General features: G+C 68.3%; 17 protein-coding genes. 8 read left to right on the top strand and 9 right to left on the bottom strand.

The annotated features are described in order from the left end of the window. Positions 1 to 57: 57 nt before the first annotated feature. The 7 genes from Q344_RS0106910 to Q344_RS0106880 form a co-directional block, all read right to left on the bottom strand. Positions 58 to 1,557 carry a DHA2 family efflux MFS transporter permease subunit gene (locus Q344_RS0106910; RefSeq protein ID WP_036538423.1) on the bottom strand — a complete coding sequence of 500 codons (1,500 nt, stop codon included), beginning with the start codon at positions 1,555 to 1,557 and terminating at the stop codon, positions 58 to 60. Continuing rightward, on the bottom strand, positions 1,554 to 2,654 hold the full coding sequence (locus Q344_RS0106905; RefSeq protein WP_028286056.1) for an HlyD family secretion protein: 1,101 nt from the start codon (positions 2,652 to 2,654) through the stop codon (positions 1,554 to 1,556). Before Q344_RS0106905 ends, Q344_RS0106910 begins: the two co-directional genes overlap by 4 nt. After that, positions 2,638 to 3,099 (bottom strand): MarR family winged helix-turn-helix transcriptional regulator, encoded by a 462-nt coding sequence (locus Q344_RS25020; protein WP_051630333.1) that lies wholly within the window; start codon positions 3,097 to 3,099, stop codon positions 2,638 to 2,640. Before Q344_RS25020 ends, Q344_RS0106905 begins: the two co-directional genes overlap by 17 nt. A gap of 168 nt (positions 3,100 to 3,267) precedes the next feature. Next, entirely contained in the window at positions 3,268 to 4,890 is a 1,623-nt protein-coding gene (locus Q344_RS0106895; RefSeq protein WP_028286055.1) for an AMP-binding protein, read from the bottom strand. 94 nt (positions 4,891 to 4,984) lie between these two features. Next, a complete protein-coding gene (locus tag Q344_RS0106890; protein WP_028286054.1) occupies positions 4,985 to 6,142 on the bottom strand; it encodes an acyl-CoA dehydrogenase family protein in 1,158 nt (385 codons plus the stop codon). Continuing rightward, entirely contained in the window at positions 6,142 to 6,942 is an 801-nt protein-coding gene (locus Q344_RS0106885) for an enoyl-CoA hydratase family protein (RefSeq protein WP_028286053.1), read from the bottom strand. Before Q344_RS0106885 ends, Q344_RS0106890 begins: the two co-directional genes overlap by 1 nt. Beyond that, positions 6,939 to 7,433, bottom strand: coding sequence for a MarR family winged helix-turn-helix transcriptional regulator (locus Q344_RS0106880; protein WP_028286052.1), 495 nt, complete (start codon positions 7,431 to 7,433; stop codon positions 6,939 to 6,941). Before Q344_RS0106880 ends, Q344_RS0106885 begins: the two co-directional genes overlap by 4 nt. Before the next feature lie 180 nt (positions 7,434 to 7,613). On the opposite strand from Q344_RS0106880, the gene Q344_RS0106875 reads away from it, so the two are divergent. The 8 genes from Q344_RS0106875 (at position 7,614) to Q344_RS0106840 (ending at position 14,851) form a co-directional block, all read left to right on the top strand. Next, entirely contained in the window at positions 7,614 to 8,456 is an 843-nt protein-coding gene (locus Q344_RS0106875; RefSeq protein ID WP_211249904.1) for an alpha/beta hydrolase, read from the top strand. A gap of 115 nt (positions 8,457 to 8,571) precedes the next feature. Then, positions 8,572 to 9,762 carry an ABC transporter substrate-binding protein gene (locus tag Q344_RS0106870; RefSeq protein ID WP_028286050.1) on the top strand — a complete coding sequence of 397 codons (1,191 nt, stop codon included), beginning with the start codon at positions 8,572 to 8,574 and terminating at the stop codon, positions 9,760 to 9,762. A 27-nt stretch (positions 9,763 to 9,789) separates the two neighbouring features. Further along, the gene (locus Q344_RS0106865) at positions 9,790 to 10,707 is read left to right on the top strand and encodes a branched-chain amino acid ABC transporter permease (RefSeq protein ID WP_028286049.1); all 918 of its coding nucleotides are present in this window, start codon (positions 9,790 to 9,792) and stop codon (positions 10,705 to 10,707) included. Then, a complete protein-coding gene (locus Q344_RS0106860) occupies positions 10,707 to 11,699 on the top strand; it encodes a branched-chain amino acid ABC transporter permease (protein WP_028286048.1) in 993 nt (330 codons plus the stop codon). Before Q344_RS0106865 ends, Q344_RS0106860 begins: the two co-directional genes overlap by 1 nt. Then, a complete protein-coding gene (locus Q344_RS0106855; protein ID WP_028286047.1) occupies positions 11,696 to 12,451 on the top strand; it encodes an ABC transporter ATP-binding protein in 756 nt (251 codons plus the stop codon). The genes Q344_RS0106860 and Q344_RS0106855 overlap by 4 nt, the downstream gene beginning before the upstream one ends. Next, a complete protein-coding gene (locus tag Q344_RS0106850; RefSeq protein ID WP_028286046.1) occupies positions 12,451 to 13,137 on the top strand; it encodes an ABC transporter ATP-binding protein in 687 nt (228 codons plus the stop codon). Before Q344_RS0106855 ends, Q344_RS0106850 begins: the two co-directional genes overlap by 1 nt. A 15-nt stretch (positions 13,138 to 13,152) precedes the next feature. After that, the gene (locus Q344_RS0106845; RefSeq protein ID WP_028286045.1) at positions 13,153 to 13,599 is read left to right on the top strand and encodes a cupin domain-containing protein; all 447 of its coding nucleotides are present in this window, start codon (positions 13,153 to 13,155) and stop codon (positions 13,597 to 13,599) included. Positions 13,600 to 13,603: 4 nt separating this feature from the next. Further along, the gene (locus Q344_RS0106840) at positions 13,604 to 14,851 is read left to right on the top strand and encodes a flavin-dependent oxidoreductase (protein ID WP_028286044.1); all 1,248 of its coding nucleotides are present in this window, start codon (positions 13,604 to 13,606) and stop codon (positions 14,849 to 14,851) included. 534 nt (positions 14,852 to 15,385) lie between these two features. On the opposite strand, the gene Q344_RS0106835 is transcribed toward Q344_RS0106840, so the two are convergent. Both Q344_RS0106835 and Q344_RS0106830 read right to left on the bottom strand, forming a co-directional pair. Continuing rightward, positions 15,386 to 16,135 carry an SDR family NAD(P)-dependent oxidoreductase gene (locus tag Q344_RS0106835; RefSeq protein WP_028286043.1) on the bottom strand — a complete coding sequence of 250 codons (750 nt, stop codon included), beginning with the start codon at positions 16,133 to 16,135 and terminating at the stop codon, positions 15,386 to 15,388. Further along, on the bottom strand, positions 16,132 to 18,417 hold the full coding sequence (locus tag Q344_RS0106830; protein WP_028286042.1) for a bifunctional salicylyl-CoA 5-hydroxylase/oxidoreductase: 2,286 nt from the start codon (positions 18,415 to 18,417) through the stop codon (positions 16,132 to 16,134). The genes Q344_RS0106835 and Q344_RS0106830 overlap by 4 nt, the downstream gene beginning before the upstream one ends. Between the last annotated feature and the right edge of the window lie 59 nt (positions 18,418 to 18,476).

The raw sequence follows: 18,476 nt of genomic DNA, 5'->3' as shown, positions 1-18,476 counted from the left end.
GAGGGCCAGAGGGCGCGCGAGATCCCTGCGGTCCGGGCGTGGCCCGCGAGGCCACGATCAGCCGGGCCGCCGCAGCAGCAGCACGATCGGGATCGTCGCGACGGTCAGGATCATCATCAGGAAGAAGTTGTCGATGTAGGCGACCATCGCGGCCTGCTGGCTGACCAGCCCGTCCACGATCGCCGCATAGGTCTGCGACCCCGCGATGAGCTGCGGCATCAGGTGCTGCACCGCGCCCGACTGCGCCGTGAGGGTCGAGGCGATCTCCTCGTGGTTGACCGTCGACATATGCGCCAGCACCACCGTCACCATCGAGATGCCCACGCCCGAGCCCACGTTGCGCACGAGGCTGAACATGGCCGTGGCGTCGCCCCGGAACCGGTTCGCCAGAGTGGCGAAGGTCAGCGTGGAGAGCGGCACGAAGACGAAGCCCAGGCCGAAGCCCTGCAGCACGCCCGAGACGATGATCGGGGTGGAATCCATCCCGCTCTCGAAGCCCGTCATCATGTGCAGCGACCAGGCGGTGCAGATCAGCCCGAAAAGCACCAGCCCCCGCGGATCGAAGCGCGCGACGAGCCGCCCGACGAGGATCATCGAGACCATCGTGCCCACGCCCCGCGGCGCCATCACCAGCCCGGTGGAGATCACCGGATAGCCCATCAGCTTCTGCAGCAGCGGCGGCAGCAGCGCGAGACCCGAGAAGAGCGTCATCCCGATGATGAAGATGAAGACCAGCCCCATCACGAAGTTGCGGTCCCGGAACATCGAGAGCTCCACGAAGGGCTCGCGCGCACCCCAGCAATGGATGACGAAGGCCCAGAGGCCCGAGATCGTCAGCCCGAGGTAGAGCCAGATCTCGACCGAGGCGAACCAGCCCGCCGATTGCCCGCGGTCCAGCATCAGCTGCAGCGAACCGACGGCCAGCGCCAGCATCGCGAAGCCCATCATGTCGAAGCGGCGTTGCTTCGTGTCCTCGGCGGGCATGAAGGCCGCCACGCCCAGGAAGGCGAGGAGGCCGACGGGCAGGTTGATGAAGAAGACGTAGCGCCAGTTGAACACCTCGGTCAGGTAGCCGCCGAGGGTGGGGCCCACGATCGGACCCACCATGATGCCGGCGCCGTAGATCGCCATCGCCTGGCCGATCTTCTCGCGCGGGTTGATGTCGAGCAGCACCGACTGCGCGAGCGGGATCAGCGCGGCGCCGAAGACGCCCTGGAGGATGCGGAAGATCACCATCTCGGGCAGGGAGCTTGCGATGCCGCAGAGCACCGAGGTCGCCACGAACCCCGCGATCGAGGTGGTGAAGACGCGCCGGCGTCCCAGCCGGTCGGCCGCGAAGCCGGTCAGCGGGGTCGCGATGGCCGAGGCCACGATGTAGGAGGTCAGGACCCAGGTGATCTCTTCCTGCGTCGCGTTCAGGCTGGCGGCCATGTGGGGCAGGGCGACGTTGGCGATGGTGGTGTCGAGCACCTGCATCACGGTCGCGATCATGATCGAGACGGTCAGCAGCCCCGGCGCGGCCACCGAGAGCTTGGGGGCCGAAAGGGTCTGTGTCATCGGAACTGGTCCAGCCGCGAGGCCCCCGTGTCGGCAGAGACCGTGACGCTCATCCCGTCGCGCAGCGGGCGCTCGGCCGCGCTGTCGAGGCGGATGCGCACCGGCACGCGCTGCACGACCTTGACCCAGTTGCCGGTCGCGTTCTGCGCCGGGATCAGCGAGAACTGGGAGCCGGTGGCGGAGCCGAAGCTCTCGACCTCGCCCTCGAGCTCCATGCCGGGATAGGCGTCGACCTCGATGGACACGGGCTGGCCGGCCTGCAGACCGCCGAGCTGGGTCTCCTTGAAATTCGCCTCGATCCAGGTGTCGTCGGCATCGACCAGCGTCGCGATGCCGGTGCCGGCGGGGACGAACTGGCCGACGTTCAGGCTTTCGATCTGGCTCACGGTGCCGGCGGCGGCGGCGCGGATCTCGGTATGGTCGAGGTTGCGCGCGGCGGCGGCGCGGGCCGAAAGCGCGGCGCGCACGGCCGGGAGGGTATCGGTCTCGGCCTCCGGATCGCCGCCGAGCGCCGCGGCGGCGGCGTCGAGCTGGGCCTGCGCGACGGCGACGGAATTGGTGGCCGAACGGGTGGCCACCGTCGCCTCGTCGAGCGCGGCCTGGGAGCCGATGCCGCGGGCGGTCAGCTCCCTCTGGCGTTCGAGTTCGCGCTGCTTGACGTCCTCGATCCCCCGGGCCGCATCCAGCTGGGCGGCGGCGGTCGCGTAGGCGGCACGCTGCTGCGCCACGGCCAGGCGGGCGGCCGCCAGCTGGGCTTCGGCCGTGTCGAGCGCGATGCGGTAATCGGCCGGGTCGATGCGGAAGAGCGGGGTGCCCGCCTCGACGCGCTGGTTCTCGTGCACCAGCACCTCGGTCACGCGCCCGCTGATGTCGGGCGAGACGGAGATCATCGGCTGGTGGATATAGGCATTGTCGGTCTCGACATAGCGGCCGCCGAGCAGCCAGGCACCGCCGCCCGCCAACGCGAGCGCCAGCGGGACCGAGATCATCAATGCGCGGCGCCGGCCCTTGCGCGCCTTTGGCGCGGGGGCGGCAGGAGAGGCGGCTGCGGGGGCGACGGGCTGGGCGTCGTCCATATTCTCAGTTCTCGCGTTCATCTTGGACGTCCTTTTCGGGGGCGGACGGGGCCGCGCCTCCGAGGTTCTTCTTGAGCTTGAGGAGCCCCTGCCGAAGCGCCGCGGTCTCGCGCTCGGTGACGCCTGCGAAGACCTGCGCGAAGACGGCTTCGCTGATCCGCCGCATGGTCCGAAGCTTCGTGGCGCCCGTTTCCGTCAGTTCCAGCACCTTGGCCCGGCTGTCGGACGGGTCGGTCGCCCGGGTCACGAGGCCCGCGGATTCGAGCCGGTCGGCAAGGTCGCTGATCGTCATGGGCGAGGCTTCGAGCGCCTCGCCGATGGCGACCTGTCTGAGCGGGCCCTGCTGGTCCAGAAGCCCGAGGGCGCGCCATTGCATCAGCGTCAGCCCCTCGGGCCGCGCCGCCTGTTCGAACCGGCGACGCAGGAGCCCGGAGGCTTCGTGCAGGAGAATGGCGACGTCCTTCATGGCAGGGATCCTCTGTTGATACGCCCTTATATAATACGGAGGCTTATGGATGAAGAACGCATGTAATGCCGAATCCGCATTGGAGCCTTGCATCCCCCGCATGGCCGGGAAACGCCAAGACCCCGCCGGGCCGGGCCGGGCGGGGTCTGTCCTGCAGTGAGCGGGGTGTCAGGCGGAGGGGGTCTTCAGCCGGAAGCGCTGGATCTTCCCGGTCTCGGTCTTGGGCAGGGCCTCGGTGAACTTCACCGACCGCGGATATTTGAAGGGGGCGATCGTGGCCTTCACGTGGTCCTGCAACGCCTTGGCCAGCTCGGGGCCGGCCACGTGATCCGGGGCGAGCACGACATGGGCCTCGACGATGGCGCCGCGATCCTCGTCCGGCTGGCCGACGACGGCGCATTCGGCCACGGCGGGGTGGGCGAGCAGGGCGGCCTCCACCTCGGGCCCCGCGATGTTGTAGCCCGACGAGATGATCATGTCGTCGTTGCGCGCCGCGAAATGGAGGTATCCGTCCTCGTCCATGGTGAAGGCGTCGCCGGTCACATTCCAGCCGTCCGAGACATAGGCCGTCTGGCGGTCGTCCGCCAGATAGCGGCAGCCCGTGGGCCCGCGCACCGCAAGCCGCCCGACCGTGCCCCGCGGGACCTCTTGCCCCGCCTCGTCGATGATCTTCGCCTCGTAGCCGCCGACCGGCTTGCCGGTGCAGGCGGGGCGGTGGTCGTCGAAACGGTTCGAGATGAAGATGTGCAGCATCTCGGTGGAGCCGATCCCGTCCAGCATCGGCTTGCCGGTCTTCCTGATCCATTCCTCGTAGACCGGGGCCGGCAGCGTCTCGCCGGCCGAGACCGCGGCGCGGAGCGACGACAGGTCCGCGCCCTCGTCCATCGCCTTGAGCATCACCCGGTAAGCCGTTGGCGCGGTGAAGGAAACCGTCGCCTTATACTTCTGGATGATCTCGATCATGTTGGGCGGCGATGCGTTCTCGAGCAGCGTCGCCGCCGCCCCGAAGCGGAGCGGGAAGACGGCAAGCCCGCCCAGTCCGAAAGTGAAGGCGAGAGGCGGGGAGCCGACGAAGATGTCCTCGGGCGTGACGCCCAGGACCTCGCGCGCATAGCCGTCCGCGATCATCAGCAGGTCGCGGTGGAAATGCATCGTCGCCTTCGGAGAGCCGGTCGTCCCGGAGGTGAAGCCGAGCAGGGCGACATCGTCGCGGCCCGTCTCGACCGATTGGAACTGGACGGGTTTCTCCAGCGCCAGCCGGTCGAGCTCCGCGTCGTGGTTCGAGGTGCCGTCGAAGCCCACGACCGTCTTGAGGAACCTGCTGGTTTTTGCGCAGGTGACGATCTCGTCCATCAGGCGGGTGTCGCAGAAGGCGAATTCGATCTCGGCCTTGTCGACGATCTGGCCCAGCTCGCCCGCGCGCAAGAGCGGCATGGTGTTCACCACCACCGCGCCGGCCTTCGTCGCGGCAAGCCAGACGGCGACCATGGCCGGGTTGTTGGCAGACCGGATCAGGACGCGATTCCCGGGCTTTACGCCCAGATCCTCGACCATCGCGTGAGCCAGGCGGTTGGTCCAGTCGGCGAGTTCCTTGTAGGTCCGGCGGCGCCCGTTTCCGATCAGCGCCGTGCGGTCCCCGAAGCCGCGTTCCACCATGGCATCCGTGAGTTCCACGCCGATGTTGATGCGGTCGGGGTACTGGAAGCCCTCCATCCGGAACTCGGGCCAGAGGTCCGGGTCGGGAAGGTTGTCGCGGGTGAAGCTGTCGACATGGGCCGAGGGGCCGAGGATGTCGGACAGGTCGCTGGTGGCCGTCATGTGGTCGGTCTCCCTGTGAGGCCGCTCCGGGTCTTTGCGCCCGTGATGCGGCGGGTTCAGGCCCGCGTCAGGCGCGGGCCGCGTCGAGTGTCTGTCTAGCGATGATGACCTTCTGCACGTCCGAGGCGCCCTCGTAGATCCGGAGCGCCCGGATCTCGCGGTAGAGCCGTTCGACCGTCTCGCCCGCCCGCACGCCGTCGCCGCCATGCAGCTGGACGGCGGCGTCGATCACCTTCTGCGCCTCGTCGGTGGCGAAGAGCTTGGCCATCGCGGCCTCCCGGCTGACGCGGGGGGCGCCCGAATCCTTGGCCCAGGCGGCGCGGTAGACGAGGAGGGCCGAGGCATCGACCTTCAGCGCCATCTCGGCGATATGCGCCTGCACCATCTGGAGGTCCGAGAGCGGCTTGCCCTGCACCTTGCGCGCGGTCACGCGGGTGACGGCCTCGTCCAGCGCCCGCCGGGCGAAGCCGAGGCCGGCCGCCGCGACGGTCGTGCGGAAGACGTCGAGGACGGACATGGCGATCTTGAAGCCCTGGCCGCGCTCCCCGATCAGCGCCGACTTGGGCAGCCGGGCGCCGGTGAAGCGGAGCGTGGCGAGGGGGTGGGGCGCGATGGTCTCGAGCCGCTCGGCGATCTCGAGGCCGGGCGTGTCGGCGGGGACGACGAAGGCCGAGAGGCCCTTGGCGCCCGGCGTGTCCTCGGAGCGGGCGAAGAGGGTGTAGACGTCGGCGATGCCGCCGTTCGAGATCCAGGTCTTCTCGCCGTCCAGCACCCAGGCGTCGCCGTCATCCCGCGCGGTCATGGTGGAGTTCGCCACGTCCGAGCCCGATTGCGGCTCGGTCAGGGCGAAGGCGGAGATCGCCTTGCCGCTGCGGGTGAGCGGCAGCCATTCGTCCCGCTGCGCGTCCGAGCCGAAGAGCGAGAGCGCCCCGGTCCCGAGCCCCTGCATCGCGAAGGCGAAGTCCGCGAGGCCGTCGTGCCGGGCGAGCGTTTCACGCGAGAGGCAGAGGGTGCGGACATCGAGCGGCTTCGGATCGGCCGGGTCCACGGCGGTCGGTTCCAGCCAGCCGTCGGCACCCAGCTTCGCGACGAGCGACCGGCAGGCGTTGTCGGTGTCGTGGTGGTCGATCGGGCCGAGGGTGCCGGCCCATGTGTCCAGGGTTTCGGCATGCGCCTTGTGGCGGGGCTCGAGGAAGGGCCAGTCGAGATAGGATGTGTCCGCCATCAGTCGCCTGCGAAGACCGGGGTTTTCTTGGCCACGAAGGCCTCGAAGGCGCGGGTGAAATCGGCGGTCTGCATGCAGATCGCCTGCGCCTGCGCCTCGGCCTCGATGGCCTGCTCGAGCGACATGTTCCATTCCTGGTTCAGCATCGTCTTGGTCATCATGTGACCGAAGTTCGGACCCGCCGCGATGCGCCTGGCCATCTCGACCGCCTCGGCCTCGAGGTTCCCGGCCTCGACCAGACGGTTCCAGAAGCCCCAGGCCTCGCCCTCGGAGGCCGACATCGACCGGCCCGTATAGAGCAGTTCCGCCGCCCGGCCCTGGCCGATGATGCGGGGGAGCATGGCGCAGGCGCCCATGTCGCAACCGGCGAGGCCGACGCGGGTGAAGAGGAAGGCGCATTTGGCCTCGGGAGAGGCCAGCCGGATGTCCGATGCCATGGCGATGATGGCGCCGGCGCCGACGCAGATCCCGTCGACGGCGGCGATGATCGGCTTGCCGCAATTGATCATCGACTTGACGAGATCGCCGGTCATCCGGGTGAAGGCGAGAAGCTCCTTCATCGACATCCTGGTGAGCGGCCCGATGATGTCGTGCACGTCGCCGCCCGAGGAGAAGTTGCCGCCGTTCGAGGCGAAGACCACGGCCTTCACCTCGTCGTCGTAATGCAGTTCGCGGAACCAGTCGCGGAGCTCGGCATAGGACTCGAAGGTCAGCGGGTTCTTGCGGTCCGGCCGGTCGAGCCGGAGCGTCGCGATGCCCTCCTCGATCTCGCAGCGGAAATGTTGGGTGTCGGCCTTCATGCCGGGTCCTCCTCGTCCTTGTGTGTCACCGCGTCGAAGCGGTCCGAGAACATGCGCGCCTCCTCGGGCGTGAAATCCTCGAGCAATTCGCCGATCCAGGCCTCGTGCGCGCGGGCCTGCTGGGCAAAGACCTCCTGTCCCTTGCGCGTCAGCCGCACGAGCGAGGCGCGGCGGTCGCCCGGCACCTGCACGCGGACGACGAGCCCTTCCTCGGCCAGCCGGTCCACGATGCCCGTCACGTTCCCGTTCGAGACCCGCAGGACGCCCGACAGCGCGCTCATCTTCAGCCCGTCCTCGTAGCGGGCGAGGGCGGCCATGACGTCGAACCGGGGCAGGGTGGTCGCGAAGTCCCGGCGCAGCCGCTCACGTAGCGCGGCCTCGACCCGGCGGGTGCTCTTCAGCATCCGGAGCCACATCCTCAGCCGCTCTTTCGAGGCGGGCAAGTCACGGGTCTGCGCTTCGGGATTGGCATCGGGGCCGGTCACTGCCACGCTCGTCTCCTGCGGTGGTTTCGACGGGAATGATCGAAGGCTAGGCAGCGCCCAAAATTATTTCAAGCAAAAAAGGTTTGAGCTTGAAATATATTCGCCGCCGCGTAACGATGCTGAAAAGGACGGCGCTTCGGAGGCGAGATTTCCGGCCGCTGCCCCATAAAACAAGGGAGATCCTGCGTGATCGTCTTCGACGTGAAGGATTGGGAAAGCGCCTACGAGAACGGGCGCAACATCCCCGGCGGCACCGAATATCCGGGGCCGTGGGTGGCGCCTGCCGAAAATTTCCGCAACTCCGCGAACGCCCGTCTGGACCTCGCCTACGGGGAAGGCGCGCGGCACCGCTACGACCTCTTCCTGCCCGAAGGGACGCCGCGCGGGCTCTTCGTCTTCGTGCATGGCGGCTACTGGATCGCACTCGACAAGAGCTACTGGTCGCACCTGGCCGCAGGCGCCGTGGCGCGGGGCTGGGCGGTGGCGATTCCCTCCTATGACCTCTGCCCGGACGTCTCGATCACCGACATCACCGGCCAGGTCGGCGCGGCCATTGCGCATGCCGCCAACGAGATCGCGGGCCCCATCGTCATCTCCGGCCATTCGGCGGGCGGGCATCTCGTCTCGGCCATGATGTGCCACGACAGCCCGCTGCCCGGCGCCGTTCAGGCCCGGCTGAAGCACGTGGTCTCCATCTCGGGCCTGCACGACCTGCGCCCGCTGATGAACACCGCGCGGAACGACCTCTTGAAGCTCGACATGGAGAGTGCCGAGGCGAACAGCCCGGCGCTCAAGCGCCCGCTGCCGGGCGTGCAGCTGACCGCATGGGTCGGCGGCGGCGAGCGGCAGGAGTTCCTGCGTCAGGCGGCGCTTCTGCCCAACATCTGGCACGGGCTCGGCGCCCGGACCGCCTGCGTGGTCGAACCCGACCGGCACCATTTCAGCGTCATCGACGGGCTGGCCGATCCGGACTCGCCCCTGATGCGCGCGGCGCTCGACCGGGCGGAGGCGACAGAACCGGGGAAATAACTTGCATTCGCAACGTGCTGGATCGCTGAATGCACCTGCACGGCGGATGCCTCCGAAAGGCCGGAAGGCCCAACAAGACGGCAAAGCCGCGACGACACAAACCAGGGAGTTACCAATGACCACCAAGACCAGACTGCTCGCCTCGACGGTGCTGACCCTCGGGCTCTCCGCCCAGGCCTTCGCGCAGGACGTCCCCGCCTCGGCCAATGACGACGTGCTGAAGATCGGCCTCGTCTACACCCTCTCCGGCCCGCCCGCCGCGCTTGGCGTGCAGGCGAAGAACGGCTTCATGCTGGCGGCCGAGAAGATGGGCGACATCGGAGGGATGAAGACCGAGATCGTCGTCGTGGACGACGAAGGCCGCCCCGACCTTGCCGCCGACAAGGCGCGCGAACTGGTGCAGCGCGAAAATGTCGACTTCGTCGTGGGGCCGATCTTCTCGAACATCCTGATGGCGATCCACCAGCCGGTGACCTCGTCGGGCAACATCCTGATCTCGACCAACGCGGGGACCTCGAACTTCGCCGGCGCCGAGTGCAGCCCGAACTTCTTCACCACCTCCTACCAGAACGACCAGAACCACGAGGTGATGGGCGCCTATGCGCAGCAGCAGGGCTACCAGAACGTCTTCCTGATGGTGCCGAACTACCAGGCCGGGAAGGATTCGGTCGCGGGCTTCAAGAACTCCTACAAGGGCGGACTGGCCGGCGAGGTCTATACCGAGCTCGGGCAGCTCGACTTCAACTCCGAACTGGCGCAGATCGCGGCCTTCCAGCCGGATGCCGTCTTCACCTTCATGCCGGGCGGCATGGGCGTGAACCTCGTGAAGCAATATGCGCAGGCGGGGCTTTCGGGCATTCCGTTCCTGTCGGCCTTCACGGTGGACGAGACGACGCTGCCTGCGACGCAGGATGCCGCCGTCGGGATGCTGGGCGGCGCGAACTGGGCGCCGGACATGGACAACGAGGCGAACAGGACCTTCGTCGCCGATTACATCGAGAAGTACGAGGCCGTTCCCGGCACCTACGCGATGCAGGCCTATGACGCGGCGCAGCTGATCGACAGCGCCGTGAAGAAGGTCGGCGGAGACCTCACCGACCGCGACGCCCTGCGCGCCGCGATCAAGGAGGCCGATTTCGACAGCCCGCGCGGCGACTTCTCGTTCGGGGCCAACAACTATCCGATCCAGGACTTCTACCTCGTGGAGGCCGTGAAGCGTGACGACGGCTATTACGGCACCTCGGTGAAGGAGAAGATCTTCGACGATTACGTCGACAACTACGCCGCCGATTGCGCGATGCAGTGACGGTGCGTTGGTGAGGGGATTGCGTCCATGATGAACCTGTTCGTTCTCCAGCTCCTGAACGGGGTTCAGCTGGGTGTTCTGTTGTTTCTGATTGCGGCGGGCCTGACGCTCGTCTTCGGGATCATGGACGTGATCAACCTTGCCCATGGCGTCCTCTACATGGTGGGCGCCTACCTGATCGCCACATTCGCGGCTTTGACGGGCAGTTTCTGGTGGGGACTCCTGCTGATGCTGCCCGCCGCGGTGGCGGTCGGGCTGATACTGGAGGTCGTGGTGATGCGAAGGCTTTACGCCCGCTCGCACCTCGACCAGGTGCTGGCGACCTTCGGGCTGGTCATGATCATCAACGAGCTGGTCGAGATCACCTGGGGCACCTCGCCGCTGTCGGTGCCGATGCCCGAGCTCCTGTCGGGGTCCGTCCCGCTGATGGGACCGCTGCAATACCCGGTCTACCGGATCGCCGTGATCGCCGCAGGGCTTGCCGTCGCGGTCGGGCTCTACGTCGTGGTGAACCATACGCGGATCGGGATGCTGCTGCGGGCAGGGGCCACGAACCGCACCATGGTCTCGGCGCTCGGCGTCGACATCAACAAGCTCTTTGCCATCGTCTTCACGCTGGGCGCGGTGCTCGCCTGCCTCGCCGGGGCGCTGGTCGCGCCGATCCTCTCGGTCGATACCGGGATGGGGGAGAGCGTGCTGATCCTCGCCTTCGTGGTGGTCGTCATCGGCGGCATCGGCTCGGTCAAGGGGGCCTTCCTCGGCGCGCTGATCGTGGCGATCGTCGACACCCTCGGCGGCGTCTTCGGCCCGATCCTGCTGCGCTCGGTCCTCGACCCGGCGGCGGCGGGGCAGATGGGCCGCGTGCTGGCGCCGATGCTGGTCTACATCCTCATGGCGCTGATCCTCTTCGCAAAACCCGCCGGTCTCTTCGGGAGGAGCGCATGATGTCGGACGTCACCACCGCTCCGACCGCCACCCGCGCCCCGGCCCTCGCGGGACGGGTGAAGGCGGCGGCGCTGCTCTTCGTCCTCTTCGCGCTGCTGCCGCCCCTGGCCTCGGCGCTGAACGATCCCTTCTACGTGCTGATCGGCACCCGGATCCTCGCCTATGCGATCGCCGCGATGGCGCTCGACCTGATCCTCGGCTACGGCGCGCTGGTGAGCTTCGGGCATGCCGCCTACCTCGGCTTCGGGGCCTATGCGGTCGCGATCCTGTCGAGCTACGGGATCAACGACATGGTGCTCCAGATCCTCGGGGCGATGGTCGTCTCGGCGCTCTTCGCGCTGGTGACGGGGGCGATCTCGCTCCGCACGCGGGGCGTCTATTTCATCATGATCACGCTCGCCTTCGGGCAGATGGCGTTCTTCTTCTTCATCTCGCTCTCGGCCTATGGCGGGGATGACGGCTATTCGCTGTCGCAGAAGTCGACCGTGCTCGGGACCGACATCCTGCACAGCGATTACGGGCTCTACTACATGGCCCTCGGACTGCTGGCCGCGCTCTTCCTGCTGTGCAACCGCATCGTCGGCAGCCGCTTCGGCCGGGTCTTCACCGGCATCCGCGAGAACGCGACGCGGATGGAGGCCGTGGGCTATTCGCCCTTCCGCTACCAGCTGACGGCCTTCGTCATCTCCGGCTGCATCACCTCGGTCGCCGGCGTGATCCTCGCCAACCAGGCGCAGTTCGTCTCGCCCGCCTTCATGTCCTGGCACCGCTCGGGCGAGCTGATCGTCATGGTCGTGCTCGGCGGTGTCGGCACGCTGGCCGGGCCGATCGCGGGGGCTGCGGCGGCGCTCCTGCTCGAGGAATGGCTGGGCGTGCTGACCGAGCACTGGCCGCTTCTCTTCGGGCTCTTCCTCGTCCTCATGGTGCTCTTCTCGCCACGCGGGATCACCGGGGTGCTGGAGAAATACGGGATCGCGAGGGGCAAGGAATGACCACGCTTTCGGTAAGGAACCTCACCAAGAACTTCGGCGCGCTGAAGGTCACGGACGACGTGTCGCTCGAGGTCGCCTCGGGCGAGATCCACGCGATCATCGGACCGAACGGGGCCGGCAAGACGACGCTGATCTCGCAGCTTTCGGGGCAGCTGCCCTCGGACAGCGGTGCAGTCGCCATCGGCGGGCAGGATGTGACCGGGCTGTCGATGCCCGAGCGGGTGAAGCTCGGCCTCGCGCGGTCGTTCCAGATCACCTCCATCCTGCCGGGCTTCACCGCGCTCGAAAACGTCGCCGTGGCCGTCCAGGCCCGTTCCGGCTCCAGCTTCCGCTTCTTCGCCCCCGTGGCGCAGGAGGAGGAGCTGAATGACGCCGCCCTCGCCGCGCTGAAGGAGGCGGGGCTCGACGACCGTGCCCATGTCCGGGCCAGCGCGCTCAGCCACGGCGAACACCGCCGGCTGGAACTGGCCATTGCGCTTGCGACGCAGCCCAAGGTCCTCCTCCTCGACGAACCGCTCGCGGGGGTCGGCGGCGAGGATGCCGAGGCCTTCGTCGCCCGGCTCAAGCGCTTCAAGGGCCGCTTCACCATGGTCCTGATCGAGCACGACATGGAGGCGGTCTTCGCGCTCGCCGACCGGGTCTCGGTCCTTGTCTACGGCCGGATCATCGCCACCGGCACGCCCGAGGCGATCCGCTCGGACCCGCAGGTGCGCGCCGCCTACCTGGGCGAGGAAGAAGAGGAGGTCGCCTGATGCTGCGTGTCGAGGGCCTCGAGGCCGCCTATGGTGAAAGCCGCATCCTCTTCGGGATCGACCTGGAGGTCGGGCAGGGCGAGGTGGTGACGCTTCTCGGCCGCAACGGGATGGGCAAGACGACGACCGTGAAGTCGATCTTCGGCCTGCTGCGGCCGCGCGGCGGGAACGTGGCCATCGACGGCCGCGACCTCACGGGGGCCGAGCCGCACCGCATCGCGCTCGCCGGCATGGGGCTGGTGCCGGAGGGCCGCCAGGTCTTTCCGACGCTGAACGTGGAGGAGAACCTTCGCGCCACCGCCCGGCCCGGCAAGTGGACGCTGACGCGGATCTACGAGCTCTTCCCCCGGCTGGAGGAACGCCGCCGCAACATGGGCAACCAGCTCTCGGGTGGCGAACAGCAGATGCTGGCCATCGGCCGGGCGCTGATGACCAACCCGCGGCTCATGGTGCTGGACGAGGCGACGGAAGGCCTCGCCCCGCTCATCCGCGCCGACATCTGGGCCTGCCTCGCGCGGCTCAAGGCCGAGGGCGAGGCGATCCTCGTCATCGACAAGAACGTCGATGCGCTCACGAAATTCGCCGACCGGCACGTGGTGATCGAGAAGGGCCGCGTGGTCTGGACCGGCACCACGCAAGAGATCCTTGCCACCCCCGAGGTGAAGGACCGTTTCCTGCACGTCTGATTGAAAGGACCCCCCATGATCCCTGGCGTTACCAAGTCGAACTCCGGCATCGAGGACATCTCGTGGAACATCCTCGGGCAGACCTATGTCCCGAAGACGAAGTCCGAGAACTCGATGGCCTGGCACGCGACCCTGCCGAAGGGCACCTTCGTGCCGCCGCACATCCACCCGACGCAGGACGAGTTCATCTATGTCCTCGAAGGCCGGTTCGATCTGCTCCTGAACGGGGTCGAGACCTATGCCGAGCCGGGCGACACGATCCGCCTGCCGATGGGCATCCCGCACGGGATCTTCAACAAGACCGACACGACCATCAAGTGCCTCTTCTGGGTCGCGCCCACGCGGCGGCTCTACGACCTCTTCTGGGCGCTCCACAACCTCGGGCCCGAACCGAACCCGGCCGACGTGGTGGCGATCTCGGCCAAGCACGAGGTGGACTTCCTGCCGCCCGAAGAGGAGTGACCCGATGACGATCATCGTCGCAGGGGCGGGCATCGGCGGGCTCACCACGGCCCTGATGCTGAACGCGAGGGGGCTCGACGTGGTGGTCTACGAGGCCGCCCGCGAGGTCCGCGAGGTGGGTGTCGGGATCAACGTCCTGCCGCACGCCATCAAGGAGCTGGCGGAGCTGGGGCTCTTGCCCGCGCTCGATGCGGTCGGGGTGCGGACGCGGAAGCTGTCCTACCTGACGAAGCAGGGCCAGGAGGTCTGGTCCGAGCTTCGCGGGACCCATGCGGGCCACGAGGTGCCGCAGTTCTCGATCCACCGCGGGCGGCTGCAGAAGGTGATCTATGACGCCGTGCTGGAGCGGCTCGGGCCCTCGAGGGTCCGCACCGGGCGGCGGCTCGAAGGCTTCGTGCAGGATGACGGCGGGGTGACCGCGCATTTCAGCGACAGCCTCATGGGCGGCGCGGGCGAGACCTGCCGCGGCGAGGTGCTGATCTGCGCCGACGGGATCCACTCGGTCGGGCGGAGGGTCTTCTACCCGAACGAGGGGTCGCCCTCCTGGCAGGGCGTCGTCATGTGGCGCGGCGCGACCGAATGGCCGGTCTGGGAGGACGGAGAGACGATGGCCATCGGCGGCGGGCTCGGCGGAAAGTTCGTGCTCTACCCGATTGCGCCGGCGGTGAAGGGCAAGCAGCTGATGAACTGGGTGGTGAACATCCGGGTGAAGGACGGAGCGATGTCGCCCCCGCCGCCGGATTCCTGGTCGCGGCAGGCCTCTCTGGCGCAGGTCCTGCCGCATGCGCTCAGGTTCCACGTGCCGGGGATGGACATCGGCGGGCTGGTGAAGAAGACCCCCGCGATCTTCGAATATCCCATGGCGGACCGCGATCCCCTGCCGCGCTGGACCTTCGGGCGGGTGACGCTCCTGGGCGATGCGGCGCACCCGATGTACCCGGTGGGCTCCAACGGGGCGAGCCAGGCGATCCTGGATGCGCGCTGCCTGGCGGACAACATGGCGCGGGCGGAGCATCCGAGGGCGGCGCTCTGGGCCTACGAGAAGGAGCGCCTGCCGAAGACGGCCGAGGTCGTGCGGACCAACCGCCTCGGTGGTCCGGAGCGGGTGATCGACGAGGTCGAGAAGCGCGCTCCGGCCGGGTTCAAGGACGTCGAGAAGGTGCTCTGCCTCGCCGACCGGAAGGCGATCGTGGGCGGGTATGCGTCCATGGCCGGGTTCTCGAAGGTGACGGCGGCGCGGAAGCGCGCGTGAGCGCTGGATAAGACGGTAGGCCGGGCTTGCGCCCGGCTTACGACGTTCGGGGCGCCTCGGCGCGATTGGGATGAGCGTTCGTTCTGCCCATGACAGGGCCGGGGGCGTCAAGAAATCGCTGGGTCTTTTGAGGCGGGATAATCGGCGCGGTGAACCTATCCCGTCGATGCGGGAGGTTTCTCGGGCTGTGCTGTTTCCAATGTCCGGGACAAGCCCGCAGGGCGCCGGACAGGCGCCGGCCCGGTGAGGAGGGTCAGCAAAAGGTCCGGGGGACCTTTTGCCCGACGAACGCGGGCTGGCGCTTCGGTGACCTGGGCGCATCGTGTCGGCATGGGAGCTGCCAGGGCTGGCATAAATCTAGAGGCACAGAGGTGCGGCCGGGCCACCCCACGGGCCGGCGCTTGCCCGGCTTGCGCGGGTTGAGGGCGCTGCGTGCGGACAGGCACCCTACGGCGGGGTGATCCGCGTGGAGCCCCGGGCTTAAGCCCGGCATACTTCCCGCCTCGGGCGGGGCGCGGCAGGGTTAATCCCGCCCTAGACCTCACCGCCGGAGATCGAGATGGCCTGGCCGGTGATCCCCTCCGACCCCGGCCCGCAGAGCCAAAGGGCGGCGGCGGTGACCTCCGCCGGCCGGATCAGGCGCTTCTGGGGGGACATCTTCTCGAGCGAGGCGCGGGCGGCTTCGGCGCTCATGCCGGTCTTTTCGGTGATGTTGGCGATGGAGGCCGCGGTCATCTCGGTGTCGAGGAAGCCGGGGCAGAGGGCGTTCACCGTCACCCCGCTCCGCGCCATCTCCAGCGCGGCGCTCTTCACCATGCCGACCACGCCATGCTTTGCCGCCGCATAGGCCGAGACGTAGCCGTAGCCCTTGAGCCCCGCGGTCGAGGCGACCGCGATGAGGCGGCCCCAGCCGTCCATCTGCCGCGCGCCCTCGCGGAGGGTCAGGAAGCAGCCGGTGAGGTTGACCGAGATCATCCGCTCCCAGGCGGCGAGCGAGGTCTTCCCGAAGGGCGCGCTCTCGGACGCCCCGGCATTGGCGATGACGATGTCGCAGGGGCCCGCCGCATCGAACATCGCGGCGACCGAGGCCTCGTCGGTGACGTCGGCTGCGACCGGATGGATGCGCCCGCCCGGCGCGTCCGCCGCGACCGTCTCCAGCGCCTCGGCCCTCCGCCCGGCGATCCAGACCTCGGCCCCCGCCGCAGCCAGCCCCCGCGCGAGATCCGCACCGAGGCCGCCTCCGCCGCCGGTGACGAGCGCGCGGCGGCCCGAGAGGTCGGTCATACGCGGATCCCCAGCCCCTCGCCGCGCTCGGCGAGGCGGCGCATCTGGTCGCGGCCGGGGAGGTAGGGCAGGGGCCAGGCGGTCTCCTCGTCGCCGAGCGCGGCCGCGGCATGGAGCGTCCAGTAGGGATCGGCCAGGTGCGGCCGGGCGAGGCAGACGAGGTCCGCGCGGCCCGCCATCAGGATCGAGTTGACGTGGTCGGGCTCGTAGATATTGCCGACGGCCATGGTGGGGATCCCGCCCTCGTTCCTGATGCGGTCCGAGAACGGCGTCTGGAACATCCGGCCATAGACCGGGCGCGCCTCGACCGAGGTCTGGCCCGCCGAGACATCGACGATATCCACCCCGGCCTCGCGGAAGAGGCGCGCGATCTCGACCGCCTCCTCGCCCTCGACGCCGCGCTCGCCGACCCAGTCGGTGGCCGAGATGCGGACGGACATGGGCTTGTCCTCGGGCCAGGCGGCACGCATGGCGCGGAAGACCTCGAGCGGGTAGCGCATCCGGTTCTCGAGGCTGCCGCCGTATTCGTCGGTGCGGTTGTTCGAGACGGGCGAGATGAAGGACGACAGCAGGTAGCCGTGTGCCGCGTGCAGCTCGATCATGTCGAAGCCCGCGCGGTCGGCCATTTCGGTGGCGCTCACGAACTGGTCGCGGATCGCGTCCATCCCGGCCCGGTCGATGGCGCGCGGCTTCGAGTGACCGTCGCCCCAGGGCAGGTCGGAGGCCGAGACCGTCTCCCAGTTCCCTTCCTTGAGCGGCGCGTCCATCTCCTCCCAGCCGAGCTGGGTGGAGCCTTTCCGGCCCGAATGCCCGATCTGCATGCAGAGCTTCGCGCCGGTCTCGGCATGGACGAAATCCGTCAGCCGCCGCCACGCCGCCTCGTGCTCGGGCGCGTAGAGGCCGGGGCAGCCGGGCGTGATGCGGCCCTCGGGCGAGACGCAGGTCATCTCGATATAGACGAGCCCCGCGCCGCCCTTGGCGCGTTCGGCGTAATGGGCGAAGTGCCAGTCGGTGGGGCAGCCGTCGACGGCCTTGTACTGGGCCATGGGCGACACCACGACGCGGTTCTTCAGCGCCATGTCCCGCAGCCGGAAGGGCGCGAACATCGGCGCGCGGTGGCCGTTCGCGCCGGCCTGGGCCTGGAACCATTCCTCGGCGCTCTTCAGCCATTCGGGGTCGCGCAGGCGCAGGTTCTCGTGGCTGATCCGCTGGGAGCGGGTCAGGAGCGAATAGTTGAACTGTACGGGATCGAGGTGGAGATAGCGCTCCACGTCCTCGAACCACTCGGTGGAGTTGCGCGCCGCCGATTGCAGGCGGAGGACGTCGAGGCGGCGCTCCTCCTGGTAGGCGGTGAAGGCCTCCTCGAGCGACGGCTTTGTGCTGACCAGCTCCGCCAGCGCGATGGCCGATTCGAGCGCCAGCTTGGTGCCCGACCCGATCGAGAAATGCGCCGTCGCCGAGGCATCGCCCAGGAGGACGACGTTCTCGTGATGCCACTTCTCGCAGAGCACCCGGTTGAAGTTCAGCCAGGCCGAGCCGCGCAGGTGCTTGGCGTTGGAGATCAGCGCGTTGTCGTCGAGGTGGTCCGCGAAGATGCGCTCGCATTCCGCGATCGATGCCTCCTGGCTCATCGTGTCGAAGCCGATGGCGCGCCAGGTGTCCTCGGCACATTCGACGATGAAGGTCGCGGTGTCGGCGTCGAACTGGTAGGCATGCGCCCAGACCCAGCCGTGCGGGGTCTTCTTGAAGATGAAGGTGAAGGCGTCGTCGAACTTCGCGCGGGTGCCGAGCCAGACGAACTTGCAGGCGCGGGTGTCGATCTCGGGCTTGAAGGCGTCGGCATATTGCGTGCGGGTCTTCGAGTTGATCCCGTCGGCGGCGACCACGAGGTCGTACTCGGCCTTGAGGGCATCGAGGTCCTCGACCTCCGTCTCGAACCGCATCTCGATCCCGAGCTCGCGGCAGCGGTCCTGCAGGAGCATCAGCATCACCTTCCGCCCCAGACCGCAGAAGCCGTGGCCGGTCGAGGTGATGGCCACATCTTCCTTCACCACCTTGATGTCGTCCCAATAGGCGAAATGGCCGCGGATCGCCTCGGCGCTCCTGGGATCGTTCTTCTCGAGGTTGTCGAGCGTCTCGTCCGACAGCACGACGCCCCAGCCGAAGGTGTCGTCGGGCCTGTTGCGTTCGATCACCAGCACCTCGGCCTCCGGATTGCGGAGCTTGAGGCTGATCGCGAAGTAGAGGCCGGACGGCCCGCCCCCGATGCAGACGGTCTTCATGCGCTTCCCTCCTTCAAGGCGTCGGTGCTCGGGAAACTTTCCACGGGTCGCGGAGAAAT

It is taken from the genome of Pseudooceanicola nanhaiensis DSM 18065, from assembly GCF_000688295.1.
Lineage (GTDB): Bacteria > Pseudomonadota > Alphaproteobacteria > Rhodobacterales > Rhodobacteraceae > Pseudooceanicola > Pseudooceanicola nanhaiensis.
The sequence above is the reverse complement of the archived record's forward strand: the minus strand, read 5'-3'. Positions and strand labels throughout refer to the sequence as shown.